Below are 15903 nucleotides of genomic sequence, written 5' to 3'. Positions count from 1 at the left end.
CGACTGTCTGGCAGACAGCCGCGAGACGTCTTATTTCTTCGGACCAACCGCATCGGGACACAAAAAATGCCCCGGACGGGACACAGGCAGGGCTCCTGGAAATACCGGAGCACCGCCGCGTCTGAAACCGCGGGGCGCGCACATCGGACAGTTCCATCGTCCGTACGGAACGATGGGGACCGTCTTCTGACCGGTGACCCGCCGTCCGTGAGGACAGCCAGGTGGGAGATCGGAGCCTCCACTTGTGGGCCGGGCACAGATGTGTCCGGCCGGTCGCTTGACCAGCCTACCAGGGGGAGGCGGAACGGGCGAACCGGTCCGGTGTGCGGAGGCCCGTACGCCGGGACCTATCGTTGACGGCATGAACGACGCGACCAGCACCACCGGCACCACCGAAGACAGCAGCCCCGGCTTCGATGACATCACCCGCGACATCGCGGACGTTCCCGCCGTCGAGGTGATCACCACGGTCGCCGTGCACCTGATGAGCGCCGCCGCGGTGAACCTCGGTCTCGCCGAGAACGGCGAGGAGCAGAAGGACCTGGACGAGGCCCGCAAGCTGATCCAGGCGCTGGCCGGTCTGATCACGGCCAGCGCCACGGAGATCAGCTCGTTCCACGCGGCTCCGCTGCGGGACGGTCTGAAGTCCCTCCAGCTCGCCTTCCGCGAAGCCTCCGTCGTACCGGACGAGCCGGGCCAGGGTCCGGGCGAGAAGTACACGGGCCCCGTCTACGGCTGAGCCGTCACGTCTACGGCTGAGGCGTCACGTCCTCGCGCCGTCAGGTGACAACGGGGTTCCTCCGCTCCGCGGCCGTCGCGTCCGCGTGGACGCGGTCACTGTTGGCGGGGTGCGTCAGCCGGTGCACGAGCGCCGCGAGCACCCCGCCGACCAGCGGGGCAACGAGGAACAGCCACAGCTGGGAGAGCGCCGCGCCCCCGGCGAAGAGGGCCGGGCCGAGGCTGCGGGCCGGGTTCACGGACGTACCCGTGAGCGGGATCCCGACCAGGTGGATGACGGCGAGGGCGAGGCCGATCGGCAGCCCGTCGAAGCCGAGGACGGCCACCTTGTGCGTGACCGCGAGCACCACGAACACCAGCAGGAACGTCAGCACCACCTCGGCGAGGAACGCACCGCCCATGGTGAGGTTCACGGCCGACCGGTCGGCGAACCCGTTCGATCCGAAGGCCCCGCTGGTCTTGAGACCCGGGACCTGCTTGGCGAGCAGGAAGAGGAGCGCCGCTCCGGCGATGCCGCCGAGGAGCTGGGCGGCCCAGTAGCCCATCGCCGTACGGGCGTTGATCCGCCCGGCCGTCAGCATGCCGAGCGTGACCGCCGGATTGACGTGGCAGCCGGAGATCGGGCCGAGCGCGTACGCCAGGGCGAGCAGCGTGAAGCCGAAGGCCAGCGCGATGCCGAGGGTCCCGATGTAGGCGCCCGCCAGGACGGCCGAGCCGACGGCGAAGAAGACCAGAAGCAGTGTCCCGAGGAATTCGGAGACCAGTGTCCGTCTGTCCATGACACACCTCGCGAAGATCGAAGACTGTCTTCGCATTGTCTGCCGGTGGGCGCTGCCCCGCCTGTTCAGCGGGATCAGCGGGATCAGCGGGAGAGGAGCGGCTCTCCCGGGGGTGTGCTGCCGGGCGGGAGCAGCGCCAGGTCCAGTCCCTGTACGAGGCGGGCGCGCAGGACGTCGTCGGAGGCGAGGGCGTTCGCGATGCGGCGGGCGGCGTCGGCGGGGGCGGCGTCCGGGGCGAGGACCAGGGCGAGGGTACCGTCGGCCTCGCCGGGGCCGAGGTGCGCGCGGAGCACGGCGGGCTCGGCGGTGACGAGTGCGCGGACCGCTTCGACGACGGCCGGGTCGTCGAGGGGCCGGATGCTGGTGCGGCCCTCGGCGAGGGCGCGCAGGGAGGGCCCCGTCAGCTGGAAGGGAACGGGGCCCGCGAGGTCGAGGACGACGGTGTCGGCCTGCTCGTGGGCGGCGGCCTGGAGGGCCTGGTGCAGGGGGACGGCGACGGGGCGGGCGGCGGGGTCCCAGAGGGCGAGGGCCTCGGTGGACGTGAAGGCCGGGAGGGCCTTGCGGTCCCCCGCGCGGAGGGTCGGCACGGCCATGTCACTGGTCTTCTCGCGCTGGAGGCCGGTCTCCGGGTCGGTTTCGACCTCGCCGAGCACGGCGACGACGGGGACCAGGAGGCGGGCCTCGGGGAGGGCGTCGATGACGCGCTGATGGGTCTGCGCGTCCTGCGGGCCCTTCGCCCAGGCGGAGAGGGCGGAGGTGAGGGCGGGGTGGGCGGTGCCGTCGTCTTCGGAGAAGCCGGGGTCCGGGATGTTCTTGAGCTGCACCCGGTTGAGGGTAGTCGGTGGGGGTGGTGGTTCCGCTGCGTGGGGCGGTGGGGACGTTTCAGGCTCACCGGCGTTCCCATCGGCGTTTGAGGCACGGGGGTGCGGGAGTGCGGGGGCGGAGCCCCCGTTAGTGACGTCGGCCCGACCAAGCCCCGTCAGGGTTGAGGCGAAGGGGCGGGCTGGAGTGCCCGCCGCGGGCGTACCGGGGTGCCGCGCCACAGGATGAGGCCCGCGCCCAGCAGCGCGACCCCCGCCCCGCCCGCGGCGAGGGCCCAGGCTTCCGGGCCCGCCGGGTCCGGAGTGGCAGGGGTGGGGCCGGGGCCGAAGTAGCGGGGGGCGGGGCCCTCGGCGGCGGAGCGGATGGCGTCGCGGCCCCGGCCCGCCGCCGCGATGGCCGCCGCGGGGTCCACGATTCCGTGGCCCCGGGAGTCGTCGCGGCCGCCGGAGGGAGCGTCCCGGGCGGTGCGGGCGAGGAGGCGTTTGATCTCCGCCGGGGGGAGGTCGGGGTGGGCGGCCCGGACCAGGGCGACCGCCCCGGACACGAAGGCGGAGGCGGCGCTCGTACCCCAGCCCTCGTAGTAGCTGCGGTCGGGATCGGCGATCACGACGTCGACGCCGGGCGCGGCCACCGTCGCGTACCAGCGGCGGGTGGAGAAGGAGGCGTGGGTGCCCACGGAGTTGACCGCCGTGACGGCGATGACGCCGGGGTAGGCGGCGGGGTAGGAGATGTGGTCGCCCTTCTCGCCGCCGTTCCCGGCGGAGGCGACGACCACCGCGCCCTTCTTCAGGGCGTACTGGACGGCCGCGTCCTCCGCCGCCTCCGGGTGCGCGGACTCGCTGTCGTCGCCGAGGGAGAGGTTGATGACGTCCGCGCCCTGGTCGACGGCCCAACGGATGCCCTTGGCAAGGGCGTTGCCCCGGGACTCGCGGGCCTTGTCCCGGGCCGGGTCGGTGCCTTCGAGGATGACCCGTACGGGCAGGATCTTCGCCTCGGGGGCGATGCCGAGCACTCCCTCGCCCCGGCCGGGGCCGTGTCCGTGGCCCGCGATGATGGACGCCATCGCGGTGCCGTGCCGGGCCCAGGAGCGGTCGCCGCTCTTCGCGCCGAAGCCGACGAGGTCGTGTCCTGGAAGGACGTTCCCCGCCAGGTCGGGGTGGCGGTCGTCGACGCCCGTGTCGAGGACGGCGACCGTCACGCCCCGGCCCTTGGTCGTGCGCCATGCCTCCTGCGTGTGCATCGCCGCCAGGCCCCACTGCTTGTCGCGGATGGTGTCCGCGTACGCGGGGGCCGAGGGCAGCGCGACCAGCAGGGCGGCGGCACCGAGCGCGCAGGCGGTGGCGGGGCGGCGGGGCATCCGGGGCTTCCGGGTCATCCAGGAGTCTCCGTGGGCTTCTTGACGGTCGTGCGCAGGCCGCGTTCGACCCGGTCGGCGATGCCCTGGGCCTCGTGGCCGAGGCCGGACTCGGCGGGGGCGGTCGTCGCGCCGTCGGCCGTCGCGGCGGGGGCGGGCTGGGGGTCGGTGACGGTGCGTCCGTCGGCGAAGCCGGACACCGCGTACACCACCGCCGGTACGTCCTTCAGTACGCGGACCGTCCAGCTGGCCCGCTGGGCGTCGCCGAATCCGGCGGCGACGGTGCCGGGCACCGGGAACGCACGCGGCATCAAGTCGGCGCGCTCCGCGAGCTTTTCGCGGGTGAAGCGGGTGCGCAGGGTGTCGGTCGCCGCCCGGTCGGCCTGGGTGAAGACCATGCCGACGGTGGTGACGCTGCTGGTGGTGGCGTCGGTGTAGGTGGCGCGCACGAGTCGGGAGCAGCCGACGGGCCCGAGCGCCTTCACGAGGAGCGGGTCGAGGGCGTTCGCGCAGGTGCCGTCGGGGGCGACCGCCACCCGGGTCCACTCGCGGTCCGCGCCGCCGGGTCCCGCGCCCCGGCCCTTGAGCGAGCGGGGGAAGAGGGTGTCGACGGGGAGGCTGTGCCAGGCGGCGCGGGCGTCCTGGAAGCGGCTCTCGGGCGTGGCCTCGCCGGGTTCGTCGGAGGCGAGCAGGCTCCCGGCGACGGCCCCGCCGAGAAGTCCGGCGCCGAGCACCACGCAGGCGGCGACCGCCGCGATACGGGCGGGACTCCGGGCCCCGACGGGCCGCAGCCGGGTGGTGCGCTCGGCGGGGGTCTCCTCGTCGTCGCGGGCCCAGTGCTGCGGCGGCGCGAAGACGATCGGCTCGGCGCCGTCGGTACGGGGCGTCAGGTCGACGGCTCCGACACCGCGCCGGGCGGGGCCGCGCGAGGCCCCCGGGGCGACCGCCTGCGGGAACTCCCGCTCCGGCTCTCCGCCGCCCGACGCGGACACGGACGCGGGCACGGGTGCCCGTACCGGTGCCGGTGGGCGGGAGTCGCCTTCGACGGACGTCGGGGTGGCGGCGGAGCTGCCGGGTGCGGGGTGCGGTGACGGGGAGAAGGAGGGCCGGGGCGGGATGTGGGGGCGGTGTGGTTCGGTGGTCATCCGGCCCCCAGGTCCGTCTCTTCTCGTACTCCCGGCTCGTGCCCCGCCGCAGCCCCGGCACCCGGGGCTTCCAGCGGATTTCCGTCACTCTACGGGTTGGCCGCGCCCGGACGGGAACCGATGCGCGGCGTGGGGCGGATCTGACCGGAACGTCCCTGCGGGACCTGTTCGCGAGGGCGGGCGGCGAGCGTGTCCCGCAGGATCGGTCGAACAGGCCCTACCGGGCGGTAATCGACTCTGGCAAGCTGCGCCCATGAATCCCCGTGCTGCTGACACCCAGGCTTCCCGTCCGGCCCCCCGGGCCGCCGACCGTGCCCGCTACGACCGGGCGACCGCGCATCTGGACGGTCCGCTCGCCGTGGTCGACCTGGAGGCGTTCGACGACAACGCGGCCGATCTCGTACGGCGGGCGGGCGGCAAGCCCGTGCGGGTGGCGAGCAAGTCGGTGCGGTGCCGGGCGCTGCTGGAACGGGTGCTGGCGCGGGAGGGGTTCGAGGGCGTGATGTCGTACACGCTGGCCGAGTCGCTGTGGCTGGCCAGGTACGGGTTCGAGGACGTACTGCTGGCGTATCCGTCGGCCGACCGGGCGGGGTACGCGGAGCTGGCGGCCGATCCGAAGCTGGCGGCGGCGGTGACCGTGATGGTGGACGACGTCGCGCAGCTGGAGCTGATCGAGCGGGCGCGGGACGGCGGGACGGAGGAGATCCGGGTCTGTCTGGAGCTGGACACCTCGCTGCGGATGCTCGGCGGGAAGGTGCGGATAGGGGCGTTGCGGTCGCCGCTCAGGGAGCCGGGGCAGCTGGCCGGGCTGGCGCGGTCGATCGACCGGCGGCCGGGGTTCCGGCTGGTCGGGATCATGGCGTACGAGGGGCATGTGGCCGGGGTCGGCGACCGGATCGCGGGCCGGCCGGTGCGTTCGCGGATGGTGCGGATGATGCAGGGTGCGGCGCGCCGGGAGCTGGCGGTGCGGCGGGCGGCCGTGGTGCGGGCCGTGCGGGGCGTCGTACCGGACCTGGAGTTCGTGAACGGCGGCGGGACCGGGAGTGTGGAGAGCACGGTCGCGGAGGACTGTGTGACGGAGGTGGCCGCCGGGTCGGGGCTGTACGTGCCCCGGCTGTTCGACAACTACCGGTCGTTCAGCGGGCGTCCGGCGGCGCTGTTCGCGATGCCGGTGGTACGGCGTCCGGGCATGGGGGTCGTGACGGTGCTCGGCGGCGGGTATCCCGCGTCGGGCGTCGCCGGGCCCGACCGCTCCCCCGTGCCGTACCTGCCGGAGGGCTTGCGGTACGACGCGCAGGAGGGGGCGGGCGAGGTGCAGACGCCGCTGCGGGGGGCTGCTGCGGACGATCTGCTGATCGGCGACAAGGTGTGGTTCCGGCACGCCAAGGCGGGCGAACTGTGCGAGCGGTTCGCGACCTTGCAGCTCGTCGAGGGCGACCGGGTGACGGGCACCGCGCCGACGTACCGGGGTGAGGGGCACACCTTCCTGTAGCCCCGGCTCAGTTGGTGGTGCGGATGCCCTGGGTGATCGTGTCCATGCCGTCGACGGGCGGTCCTTCGGGGCCCGCGTCGAAGGCGAACCGGACGAGGACGATCGAGGAGGGGCCCATGCTGCTGGGGAAGGCCAGCGACTGGACGTACCCGCCGGGGCCCTTCCCCGTGACGACCTTCCAGCGGACCAGGTAGCCCTGCTTGCCCGCGACGGTGACCGCCTCGGCCTTGACCACCTGGTGGGACTTGACGCCGTCGTGCTTCTCGCGGTCCAGGAAGTCCTTGCCGTAGGCGAGCTCGGTGGCCTTGGGGATGTCCGCCTTCGCCACGGCCTCGGGAGTGGTCTGGTCGGCCGGGGCGGTGCGCGAGCTGACCGTGCCGTGGTAGCAGAAGCCGCCGCCGGACGGGCAGTCGTACGACTCCTTCATCTGCATGCTCGCGGCTTCGCGGTCGCCGCCGAACTCGGGGATCTCCCAGCCGCTGAGGAGGGGCAGCGTGATGCCGTTGAGCTTGTCGGAGAGGACGCCTGCGTCCCCCGAGGGGGCGGTGGTGGCGGGCGGCGGGGTCGCGACGTCGCCGCCGCCGGGGAGGACGGGCTGGGTGGTCCGGGCGACCGGCGGGGACTTGGGTTCGTCGTCCTCGCCGCCGAGGACGACGACGCCGGTGACGATCGCGGCGACCAGGACGACTCCGGCGGTGATCACCGCGATGAGCCCGCCCTTGCTGAGCCCGCCGCCGCTGCCACCGGGGGCCGGGGGCGCGGCGGGGGGCGGCGGGGCGTTGAACTGGGGCTGGGCGGGCGGGAATCCGTACCCCTGGGGCTGCTGGGGGTAGCCGTACTGCGGCGTCTGCGGCGGCTGTGCCGGGGGCTGCTGCGGCTGGCCGGGGGGCCGGGTGTGCGCGCTCCAGGCTTGGCCGTCCCACCAGCGCTCCTGGGTGGGAGCGCTGGGGTCCTGGTACCAGCCGGGCGGGGTCGTCATGCTCATGCGGCACACCTTAGACGGCGGGCCGGACGGGGCCGGGGGCTGTGCGGCGGGCCGTCCCGGTTGTCCCGGGACCTCCTGCCGCACGGTGCCCGGGGCCCTGGCCGTGGCCCTGCCCGCGGGCCTGCCCTCGGTCCTGCCCGCGACCGGGCCTAGAGCGGGGTGACGTACGCGCCCGAGATGCCTCCGTCGACCAGGAAGTCCGTCGCGTTGACGAAGGACGAGTCGTCGCTGGCGAGGAAGGCGACGGCTGCCGCGATCTCCTTCGCCTCGGCGAACCGGCCGAGCGGGATGTGCACGAGGCGGCGGGCGGCCCGCTCCGGGTCGGAGGCGAACAGCTCCTGGAGGAGCGGGGTGTTGACGGGCCCGGGGCACAGCGCGTTGACGCGGATGCCCTCGCGGGCGAACTGCACGCCCAGCTCGCGGGACATCGCCAGGACGCCGCCCTTGGAGGCGGTGTACGAGATCTGGGAGGTGGCGGCCCCCATGATCGCGACGAACGAAGCGGTGTTGATGATCGAGCCTCGGCCCTGGCGCTGCATGTAGGGCAGCGCGGCCTTGCAGCACAGGTAGACGGAGGTGAGGTTGACGTCCTGGACCCGCTTCCACGCCTCCAGGCCCGTGGTGAGGATGGAGTCGTCGTCGGGCGGCGAGATGCCCGCGTTGTTGAAGGCGATGTCGACGCTTCCGTATGTGTCGTAAGCGGTCTTGAAGAGGGCGTCGACCTGTTCGGCGTCGGTGACGTCGACCTTGACGAAGGTGCCGCCGACGGCTGCGGCGGCGGCCTTGCCCGCGGTCTCGTCGATGTCGCCGCAGACGACGTTCGCCCCTTCGGAGGCGAGGCGCTGGGCGGTGGCGAGGCCGATGCCGCTGCCGGCGCCGGTGATGACGGCGGTGCGGCCGACGAGGCGACGGCAGACGATCTCTTCGGTTCCTGAGGTGGTCATGTGGTTCACGCCTCCGTGCTGATGAAGATGTTCTTGGTCTCGGTGAAAGCGGTCAGGGCGTCGGGGCCGAGCTCGCGGCCCAGTCCCGACTGGCGGTAGCCGCCGAAGGGCGTCCAGTAGCGGACGCTGCTGTGGGAGTTGACGGACAGGTTGCCCGCCCGTACGGCCTGCGAGACGCGCAGGGCGCGGCCGACGTCGCGGGTCCAGATCGAGCCGGAGAGCCCGTACTCGGTGGCGTTGGCGAGCCGGATCGCGTCGGCCTCGTCGTCGAAGGGGAGGACGACGGCGACGGGGCCGAAGATCTCCTCGACGGCGGCGGGGGCGTCGGGGGCGAGGCCGGTGAGGACGGTCGGCGGGAACCAGAAGCCGGGGCCGTCGGGGGCCTTGCCCCGGATGCCGGGGGCGTCGTCGGGGACGTACGCACGGACCCTGTCGACCTGGACCTGCGAGATCAGCGGGCCCATCTGGGTCTTCTCGTCGGAGGGGTCGCCGACGACGACCCCCTCGATGAGGGGGGCCAGCAGCTCCAGGAACCGGTCGTGGACGCTGCGCTCCACGAGGATGCGGGTGCGGGCGCAGCAGTCCTGCCCCGAGTTGTCGAGGAACGACATGGGGGTGGCGGCGACGGCGGCTTCCAGATCCGCGTCGGCGAAGACGATGTTGGGGCTCTTGCCGCCGAGTTCGAGGGTGACGCGCTTCACCTGGTCGGCGCACGTGGCCATGATCTGCTTGCCGACGCGGGTGGAGCCGGTGAAGACGATCTTGGCGACGCCGGGGTGCTCGACGAGGGCGTTGCCCGCGACGGCGCCCTCGCCGGGGAGGACCTGGAAGAGGTGCTCGGGGAGGCCGGACTCCAGGGCGAGTTCGGCGAGGCGGAGGGCCGTGAGGGGGGTGGTCTCGGCGGGCTTGAGGAGGACGGCGTTGCCCGCGGCGAGGGCGGGGGCGGTGGCCCAGGCGGCGATCGGCATGGGGAAGTTCCAGGGGGCGATCACGCCGATGACGCCGAGGGGTTCGTGGATCGTGACGTCGAGGCCGCCGGGGGTGGGGATCTGGCGGCCGTTCAGCCGCTCGGCGCCACCGGCGGAGTAGGTGAGGAGGTCGCGGACGTTGCCCGCTTCCCAGCGGGCGTTGCCGAGGGTGTGGCCCGCTTCGGCGACTTCGAGCCGGGCGAGCTCTTCGATGTGGGCGTCGACGGTGGCGGCGAAGCGGTGGAGGTGGTGGGCGCGGGCGGCGGGGGCCGTGGCGGCCCATGCGCGCTGGGCCTCTGTCGCACGGGCGACGGCGGTGTGGACATCGGCCTCGGTGGAGGCGGGGACGGTGGTGAGGGTTTGGCCGGTGGCGGGGTTGAGGATGCGCACGGTTCGGTCCTTGTCGGGGGTTTGGCAGGGGCTCTGGGTGGGCGGAAGGGGGAGGCTGCGAAGCACGCCTCCAGGGGCGCGGGGAACTGCGCGCCCAGCCACGACGCACCCGCACGGAACGGGACAGCCGCGCGGCAAGCGCTCTAGGTGAAGGGGCGGGGCAGGGGCCAGAACCCGCCGAAGGCGGGCCGGGGTCCGGGGGCGGAGCCCCCGGGGTGGGCCGCAGCCCCGGGGAGCGGGGGCGGAGCCCCCGGGCAGTGACCCCGGGCAGTGACCCCGGCCGCCCACCGGGCCGCACCGCCCCCGCCCCGCCCCACCCCACCCCCTACATCCGCTCGAAGGAGCGCCTCAGCTCCCAATCCGTGACCGCCGCGTCGAACGCGCTCAGTTCGACCCGCGCCATGTTCGCGTAGTGAGCGACCACTTCCTCCCCGAAGGCCGCCCGCGCGATCGGACTCGCCCCCCACAGTTCGGCGGCCTCCCGCAGCGTCGTCGGCACGTGCTCGTACTCACCCGCGTAGGCGTTCCCGGCACAGGGCTCAGGAAGTTCGAGCTTCTGCTCGACCCCGTACAGCCCCGCCGCGATCAGCCCCGCCACCGCCAGGTACGGGTTCACATCACCCCCCGGCAGCCGGTTCTCGAACCGCATCGACGCCCCGTGCCCGACGACCCGCAGCGAACACGTCCGGTTGTCGTGCCCCCACGCCACGGCGGTCGGCGCGAAGGACCCCGGCTGGAAGCGCTTGTAGGAGTTGATGTTGGGCGCGTACAGCAGCGAGAAGTCCCGCAGCGCGGCCAGCTGCCCCGCGAGGAAGTGCCGCATCAGGGGCGACATCCCGTCAGGGCTGTCCGTGTCGGAAGGGTCCGCCGCCATCACGCTCCGCCCCTCCGCGTCCCGCAGCGACAGATGGATGTGGCAGGAGTTCCCCTCACGCTCGTTGTACTTCGCCATGAAGGTGAGCGAGACGCCCTCCTGCGCGGCGATCTCCTTCGCGCCGTTCTTGTAGATGGCGTGCTGGTCGCACGTCGTCAGGACCTCGTCGTACTTGAAGGCGATCTCGTGCTGCCCGGGGTTGCACTCCCCCTTGGCGGACTCGACGACGAGCCCGGCCGAGGCCATCTCGTTGCGGATGCGGCGCAGCAGCGGCTCGACGCGTCCGGTGCCGAGGATCGAGTAGTCGACGTTGTACTGGTTGACCGGGGTCAGGTCCCGGTACCCGGCGTCCCATGCCTGCTCGTACGTGTCCTTGAAGACGATGAACTCGAGTTCGGTGCCCGCGTGGGCGGTCAGCCCCAGCTCGGCCAGCCGCTCCATCTGCCGCCGCAGGATCTGCCGGGGCGCGGCGACGACGGGCGACCCGTCGTGCCAGGTCAGATCGGCCATGAGCATCGCGGTGCCGTCGTTCCAGGGCACCCGGCGCAGGGTGCTCAGGTCAGGGCGCATCCCGAAGTCGCCGTAGCCGCTCTCCCAGGAGGACATGGCGTAGCCGTCGACGGTGTTGAGGTCGACGTCGACGGCGAGGAGGTAGTTGCAGCCCTCCGCGCCGTGCTCCAGGACGTCGTCGAGGAAGAAGGGGGCGGCGAACCGCTTTCCCGTCAGCCGGCCCTGCATGTCGGGGAAGGCCAGGACGACGGTGTCGATCTCTCCGCTCGCCACCAGGGCACGCAGCTCTTCGAGCGGGAGCGGGGGTGTGCGGTCTGCCACGGGAAGTTCCTCCTTGGGTCAGCCGGAAGCCACCGGGAGCCCTAAGGTATGGCCCAAGACCATTGATTGGGAAGGGGGTTCGGGCGCGTGTCGGACAACGAGGAGAACGACGGGCAGGACGGGGGCGGCCAGCAGGACAGGCTGACGGCGGTACTCCGCCCCGTACGGGCGGGCAACGGCTTCGAGGAGGCACTGGAGCAGGTCCTGCAGGTCCTGCGCCTGGGCCTGGTCCCGGCCGGTGAACGCCTGCCCGCCGAGCGGGAGTTGGCGGACCGCCTGCGGATAAGCCGGGTCACGCTGCGCGAAGTGCTGAAGGTCCTCCAGGAGCAGGGCCTGGTGGAGAGCAGGCGCGGACGGTACGGCGGCACGTTCGTGCGCCGCCGCCCCGAGAGCCCCGGCGAGGCGGAACTGCGCCGCAGGGTGGGCGAGTTGGATGTCGAGGACGCCCTGCGCTTCCGGGAGGTCCTGGAGGTGGGGGCGGCGGGCCTGTGTGCCGTACGCGGACTGGACGGCATCCACGCGGCCCGGCTGCGGGACGCCCTGGCCGCCACGCACGACGCCCCGCTCGCGGACTACCGCAGGCGGGACACCCTGCTGCACCTGACGCTCGCCGAGCTGTCGGGGTCGCCCCGGCTGGCCGCACAGTACGCGGCGGTACGGGCCGAGGTGAACGAACTCCTCGACTGCATCCCGCTGTTGGTGCGCAACCTGGAGCACTCCCAGTCCCAGCACACCGCCCTGGTGGAGGCCGTACTGACCGGGGACGCGGAGGCGGCGCGCGAGGTGATGCGCGAGCACTGCTCGGGCACGGCGGCGCTGCTGCGGGGATTCCTGACCTGAGCCGACGCCGTAACTCCCCCGTAACGGCAGGGGGGTTGCTAACCGCGCCCCCGCCCGCAATGGTGTGGAGCCACACCATTGCCAGGCGACGGCGGGAGCGGCCCATGGCCACGGACGGACCGGACAGCGACTACCTCAAGCGGCGCGCCCTGCGCCGGGGCAGCGCGGGCTGGCTGCTGCTCACCGGCCTCGGCGTCGCGTACGTCGTCTCCGGGGACTTCTCCGGCTGGAACGTGGGCCTGTCCAAGGGCGGTTTCGGCGGTCTCGCCGTCGCCACCCTCCTGATGGGCGTGATGTACGCCTGTCTGGTCTTCGCGCTCGCCGAACTCTCCGCGATCCTGCCCACGGCGGGCGGCGGCTACGGCTTCGCCCGCCGCGCGCTCGGCACCTGGGGCGGCTTCCTCACCGGCACGGCGATCCTCATCGAGTACATCCTCGCCCCGGCCGCGATCTCCATCTTCATCGGCGACTACGTCGAGTCGCTCGACCTCTTCGGGCTGACCTCCGGCTGGCCGGTCTACCTCGCCTGCTTCGTGATCTTCATCGGCATCCACCTGTGGGGCGTCGGCGAGGCGCTGCGCTTCAGCCTGATCGTCACGGCCATCGCGGTGGCCGCGCTGCTGATCTTCGCGGTGGGCGCGTTCGCCGAGTTCACCGCGGACAGCCTCAACGACATCCCGGTCGACGAGGACGCGTTCGGCGCGAACTCCTGGCTGCCGTTCGGGCTGATCGGGATCTGGTCGGCGTTCCCGTTCGGCATGTGGTTCTTCCTGGGCGTGGAGGGGGTGCCGCTGGCCGCGGAGGAGGCGAAGGACCCGGTGCGGTCGATGCCCCGCGCACTGGCCGTCTCCCTGGGCATCCTGGTCCTCCTCGCCATGCTGACGTTCCTCGCGGCGACGGGGGCGCGCGGCTCGGCCGCCGTCCAGGACGCGGGGAACCCCCTGGTCGTGGCGCTCCAGGGGGCGGGCGACAACGCGCAGCCGACCGGCCTGAGCCGCTTCGTCAACTACGCGGGCCTCGCCGGGCTCGTCGCCTCCTTCTTCTCCCTCATCTACGCGGGCTCCCGTCAGCTCTTCGCGCTCTCCCGGGCCGGGTACCTGCCCCGCTTCCTCTCCCTCACCAGCCGCCGCAAGGCCCCCTACCTGGGTCTCCTCATCCCCGGCGCGATCGGCTTCGCCCTCGCCGCTTCGACGGGCGACGGCGCGCGCATGCTGAACATCGCCGTCTTCGGCGCGACGATCTCGTACGCCCTGATGGCCCTCTCGCACATGGTGCTGCGCCGCCGGGAGCCCGAACTCCCGCGCCCCTATCGCACGCCCGGCGGCATCGCGACGTCGTCGACGGCGTTCGTGCTGGCGCTGTTCGCGCTGGTGGCGACGTTCTTGGTGGACATCACGGCGGCGATCATCGCGCTCGTCGTGTACGTCGTCGCACTCGGCTACTTCGCCCTCTACTCTCGGCACCGTCTCGTCGCGTCCGCACCGGAGGAGGAGTTCGCGGCGCTGGCCGAGGCCGAGGCCGAACTCGAACGCGACGAGCGCCCGCACACCCACAAGCCCTGACGTCCGCCCCCCTGATGTCCTTCTGGAGGAACCGCCCGTGCCCCGCAAGCCCCTCATCGGTGTCAGCTCGTATCTGGAACAGTCCGTGAAGTGGCGGGTCTGGGACCTCCCCGCCACCCTCGTCCCGGCCGGGTATCCGAGCCTGGTGCAGGCGTCGGGCGGCACCGCCGTCCTGCTGCCGCCCGACGATCCGGCGTACGCGGCCGAGCTGGTGGCCCGCCTGGACGCCGTGGTGATCGCGGGCGGGCAGGACGTGGAGCCCGTACGGTACGGAGCCGAGCCCGACCCCCGCACCGGGCCGCCCGCGCGGGAGCGGGACGCGTGGGAACTCGCCCTGATCGGGGCGGCGTTGGAGTCCGGCACGCCACTCCTCGGAATCTGCCGGGGCATGCAGCTGCTGAACGTGGCGCTCGGCGGCACGCTCGTCCAGCACGTGGACGGGCACGGGGACACCCCGGGCGTCTTCGGCGAGCACCCGGTGAAACCTGTCCCCGGCACCCGGTACGCGGGCATCGTGCCCGAGGAGGACACGGTCCCCGCCTACCACCACCAGGCCGTGGACCGGCTCGGCGAGGGCCTGCGGGCGTCGGCGCACACGGCGGACGGCACCGTGGAGGCCATTGAACTCCCTGGCCCGGCGTGGGTGTTGGGGGTCCAGTGGCATCCGGAGATGGGCCGGGACCTCCGGGTGATGCGGGCCTTGGTGGAGGCGGCGGGACACGACGGGAGTACGGCGGGGGTACGGGGCGTACGCGAGGCCCTTCAGGGGGCGGTCGCGGGGAGCTAGGGCGCCCCGTCAGGGGCGCGGGGCTGTCTCACTGTGCGGCTCCGCCGCGCGGGGTGCGCCCCGTCAGGGGCGCGGGGAACTGCGCGCCCAGCCCCCACGCACCCGCACATACCCGAGACAGCCGCGCGGCAAGCGCTTTAGGTGAAGGGGCGGGGAGGGGCAGCCCGCCGCAGGCGCACCCGGGCGCGGCGCACCCATAGGCGGAGGTAACAACGGGCGGCACCGGGGCGGGCCCGGAGCGAGAGGGGCCGCCCCCTCGCCCGCCCGTTCCGCCCCCCGGGGGGCGGCCCCGCCGCCCAAGGAGGCTCGGCGGAAGCGGAGGGCGGAGCCCAAAGGGGGCGAGGCAGGGCGGAGCCAAAGGAGGCTAGGCAAAAGCGGAGGGGGCGGGCCCCGCAGCGCAAGGAGGCGAGGCGGAAGCGGAGCCCAAGGGGGGCGAGGGGAGCGGCGCCCAAGGGGGCGAGGGAAGGCGGGGCCCAAGGGGGCTAGACGAAGGCCCCGCCGCTCAAGGGGCTGGGGAAGCGGAGGGCGGGGCCCAGGGAGGTTGGGCGAAGGCCCCGATGCCCGAGGGGGCTCGGGAAGGCCAAACCGAGAACTCCCCGTGCCCCCGCGCCCGCGGGCTAGGCGGTCTTGAACCGCCAGACGAAGGGCTCGCCGGAGTCCTCGTCCGCCGCCCAGCGCACCTCGATCTCCTTGGCCCCCACGGGAACCATGTACGTCTCGCAGATGACGTGGCTCTGGCCCGGCTTCCAGTTCTCGATGTCGCTGTCGGACTCGCAGCCCGGAGCGTCGTCCGAGGCCCCGATCAGCAGGGCGCCGCGACGGCCGTCGGCGTGGATCTCCACGTTGTCGCCGACGTCCGGGTAGTCCGTGACGGTCTTGCCGGTCTTGTGGGTGTACTTCACGTGCGCGACGACCGGCACCAGGCCCTTCGCCTTCGCCGGGTCACTGACCAGCTTCTTCGCGTCGGCCTCGGTGCCGACGTCGACCTTCTGGGCGGCGATCTCGTAGGTGACCTGCCCGGCCTCCTTCTCCTGGAAGGGGCTCGTGACGGCCTCGCCCTCGGCCAGCGCCTTCTTCTTCTCGGGCTCCTCGGGCACGGCCTCGCCCGCGCCCTTGCCGCCGTCCTGCTGGGCGGGGCCCGCGCCGGTCCTGGCGCCGCCGTCCGCCGTGTCCTTTCCGCAGCCGGTGAGGGTGAGCGCCAGGACGGCGACGGGGACGGCGGCACGCAGCGCGAGCTTCTTCCGGTGGGACACGCGAACTCCTCGACAAAGTGACGGTGAAGATGCCCTGGACATGACACGACCTCGGGCATCGCGCACCCAACGAAGCGGACGGATGCCCTCCGACCCCGCCCCCCGTCACTGTCCGTATCTCACCGAGGACCCACCGCAC

14 protein-coding genes are annotated in these 15903 nt (G+C 73.2%); 5 read left to right on the top strand and 9 right to left on the bottom strand.

The features are described 5' to 3' along the window. Window positions 1-361 precede the first annotated feature (361 nt). Window positions 362-739 (top strand): DUF1844 domain-containing protein, encoded by a 378-nt coding sequence (locus tag OG897_RS12875; protein ID WP_266655861.1) that lies wholly within the window; start codon window positions 362-364, stop codon window positions 737-739. Between the two features lie 40 nt (window positions 740-779). Here the strand turns inward: OG897_RS12875 and OG897_RS12870 are convergent, their stop codons facing one another. From OG897_RS12870 to OG897_RS12855, 4 genes are all read right to left on the bottom strand, one after another. Further along, complete coding sequence (locus OG897_RS12870; protein WP_266655859.1) at window positions 780-1517, bottom strand: MIP family channel protein; 738 nt, start codon at window positions 1515-1517, stop codon at window positions 780-782. Between the two features lie 83 nt (window positions 1518-1600). Further along, window positions 1601-2341, bottom strand: a complete 741-nt coding sequence (locus tag OG897_RS12865; protein ID WP_266655857.1) for an SseB family protein — start codon at window positions 2339-2341, stop codon at window positions 1601-1603. 155 nt (window positions 2342-2496) lie between these two features. Beyond that, a complete protein-coding gene (gene mycP, locus OG897_RS12860; protein WP_266655855.1) occupies window positions 2497-3714 on the bottom strand; it encodes a type VII secretion-associated serine protease mycosin in 1218 nt (405 codons plus the stop codon). After that, complete coding sequence (locus OG897_RS12855) at window positions 3711-4838, bottom strand: hypothetical protein (protein ID WP_323188035.1); 1128 nt, start codon at window positions 4836-4838, stop codon at window positions 3711-3713. The genes mycP and OG897_RS12855 overlap by 4 nt, the downstream gene beginning before the upstream one ends. Before the next feature lie 253 nt (window positions 4839-5091). Here OG897_RS12855 and OG897_RS12850 point away from each other — a divergent pair, with 253 nt between their 5' ends. After that, the gene (locus OG897_RS12850) at window positions 5092-6330 is read left to right on the top strand and encodes an amino acid deaminase/aldolase (RefSeq protein WP_266655853.1); all 1239 of its coding nucleotides are present in this window, start codon (window positions 5092-5094) and stop codon (window positions 6328-6330) included. 7 nt (window positions 6331-6337) lie between these two features. Here the strand turns inward: OG897_RS12850 and OG897_RS12845 are convergent, their stop codons facing one another. The 4 genes from OG897_RS12845 to OG897_RS12830 form a co-directional block, all read right to left on the bottom strand. Next, a complete protein-coding gene (locus OG897_RS12845) occupies window positions 6338-7315 on the bottom strand; it encodes a DUF2510 domain-containing protein (protein WP_266655851.1) in 978 nt (325 codons plus the stop codon). A 149-nt stretch (window positions 7316-7464) separates the two neighbouring features. Beyond that, window positions 7465-8259 (bottom strand): 3-oxoacyl-ACP reductase, encoded by a 795-nt coding sequence (locus OG897_RS12840; RefSeq protein ID WP_266655849.1) that lies wholly within the window; start codon window positions 8257-8259, stop codon window positions 7465-7467. Window positions 8260-8264: 5 nt separating this feature from the next. Beyond that, complete coding sequence (locus tag OG897_RS12835) at window positions 8265-9617, bottom strand: aldehyde dehydrogenase (RefSeq protein WP_266655847.1); 1353 nt, start codon at window positions 9615-9617, stop codon at window positions 8265-8267. Window positions 9618-9942: 325 nt separating this feature from the next. Then, window positions 9943-11322 carry a glutamine synthetase family protein gene (locus tag OG897_RS12830; RefSeq protein WP_266655845.1) on the bottom strand — a complete coding sequence of 460 codons (1380 nt, stop codon included), beginning with the start codon at window positions 11320-11322 and terminating at the stop codon, window positions 9943-9945. Between the two features lie 87 nt (window positions 11323-11409). On the opposite strand from OG897_RS12830, the gene OG897_RS12825 reads away from it, so the two are divergent. From OG897_RS12825 to OG897_RS12815, 3 genes are all read left to right on the top strand, one after another. Continuing rightward, entirely contained in the window at window positions 11410-12162 is a 753-nt protein-coding gene (locus tag OG897_RS12825) for a FadR/GntR family transcriptional regulator (protein ID WP_266655843.1), read from the top strand. A 104-nt stretch (window positions 12163-12266) separates the two neighbouring features. Next, window positions 12267-13724, top strand: coding sequence for an ethanolamine permease (eat, locus tag OG897_RS12820; RefSeq protein ID WP_266655841.1), 1458 nt, complete (start codon window positions 12267-12269; stop codon window positions 13722-13724). Between the two features lie 37 nt (window positions 13725-13761). Then, window positions 13762-14511, top strand: coding sequence for a gamma-glutamyl-gamma-aminobutyrate hydrolase family protein (locus OG897_RS12815; RefSeq protein ID WP_266655839.1), 750 nt, complete (start codon window positions 13762-13764; stop codon window positions 14509-14511). Window positions 14512-15128: 617 nt separating this feature from the next. Here the strand turns inward: OG897_RS12815 and OG897_RS12810 are convergent. Beyond that, complete coding sequence (locus OG897_RS12810; RefSeq protein WP_266655837.1) at window positions 15129-15764, bottom strand: hypothetical protein; 636 nt, start codon at window positions 15762-15764, stop codon at window positions 15129-15131. Window positions 15765-15903: the final 139 nt, after the last annotated feature.

It is taken from the genome of Streptomyces sp. NBC_00237 (assembly GCF_026342435.1).
GTDB lineage: Bacteria > Actinomycetota > Actinomycetes > Streptomycetales > Streptomycetaceae > Streptomyces.
Note: the sequence above shows the minus strand (reverse complement) of the source record. Positions and strands in the feature narration are given on the sequence as shown.

Excerpts from the sequence above, each read along its gene's own strand:
- OG897_RS12850 (WP_266655853.1), top strand. The coding sequence starts at position 5,092 with ATGAATCCCCGTGCTGCTGACACCCAGGCTTCCCGTCCGGCCCCCCGG.
- OG897_RS12840 (WP_266655849.1), bottom strand. The coding sequence starts at position 8,259 with ATGACCACCTCAGGAACCGAAGAGATCGTCTGCCGTCGCCTCGTCGGC.
- OG897_RS12855 (WP_323188035.1), bottom strand. The coding sequence starts at position 4,838 with ATGACCACCGAACCACACCGCCCCCACATCCCGCCCCGGCCCTCCTTC.
- OG897_RS12870 (WP_266655859.1), bottom strand. The coding sequence starts at position 1,517 with ATGGACAGACGGACACTGGTCTCCGAATTCCTCGGGACACTGCTTCTG.
- OG897_RS12875 (WP_266655861.1), top strand. The coding sequence starts at position 362 with ATGAACGACGCGACCAGCACCACCGGCACCACCGAAGACAGCAGCCCC.
- mycP (WP_266655855.1), bottom strand. The coding sequence starts at position 3,714 with ATGACCCGGAAGCCCCGGATGCCCCGCCGCCCCGCCACCGCCTGCGCG.
- OG897_RS12845 (WP_266655851.1), bottom strand. The coding sequence starts at position 7,315 with ATGAGCATGACGACCCCGCCCGGCTGGTACCAGGACCCCAGCGCTCCC.
- eat (WP_266655841.1), top strand. The coding sequence starts at position 12,267 with ATGGCCACGGACGGACCGGACAGCGACTACCTCAAGCGGCGCGCCCTG.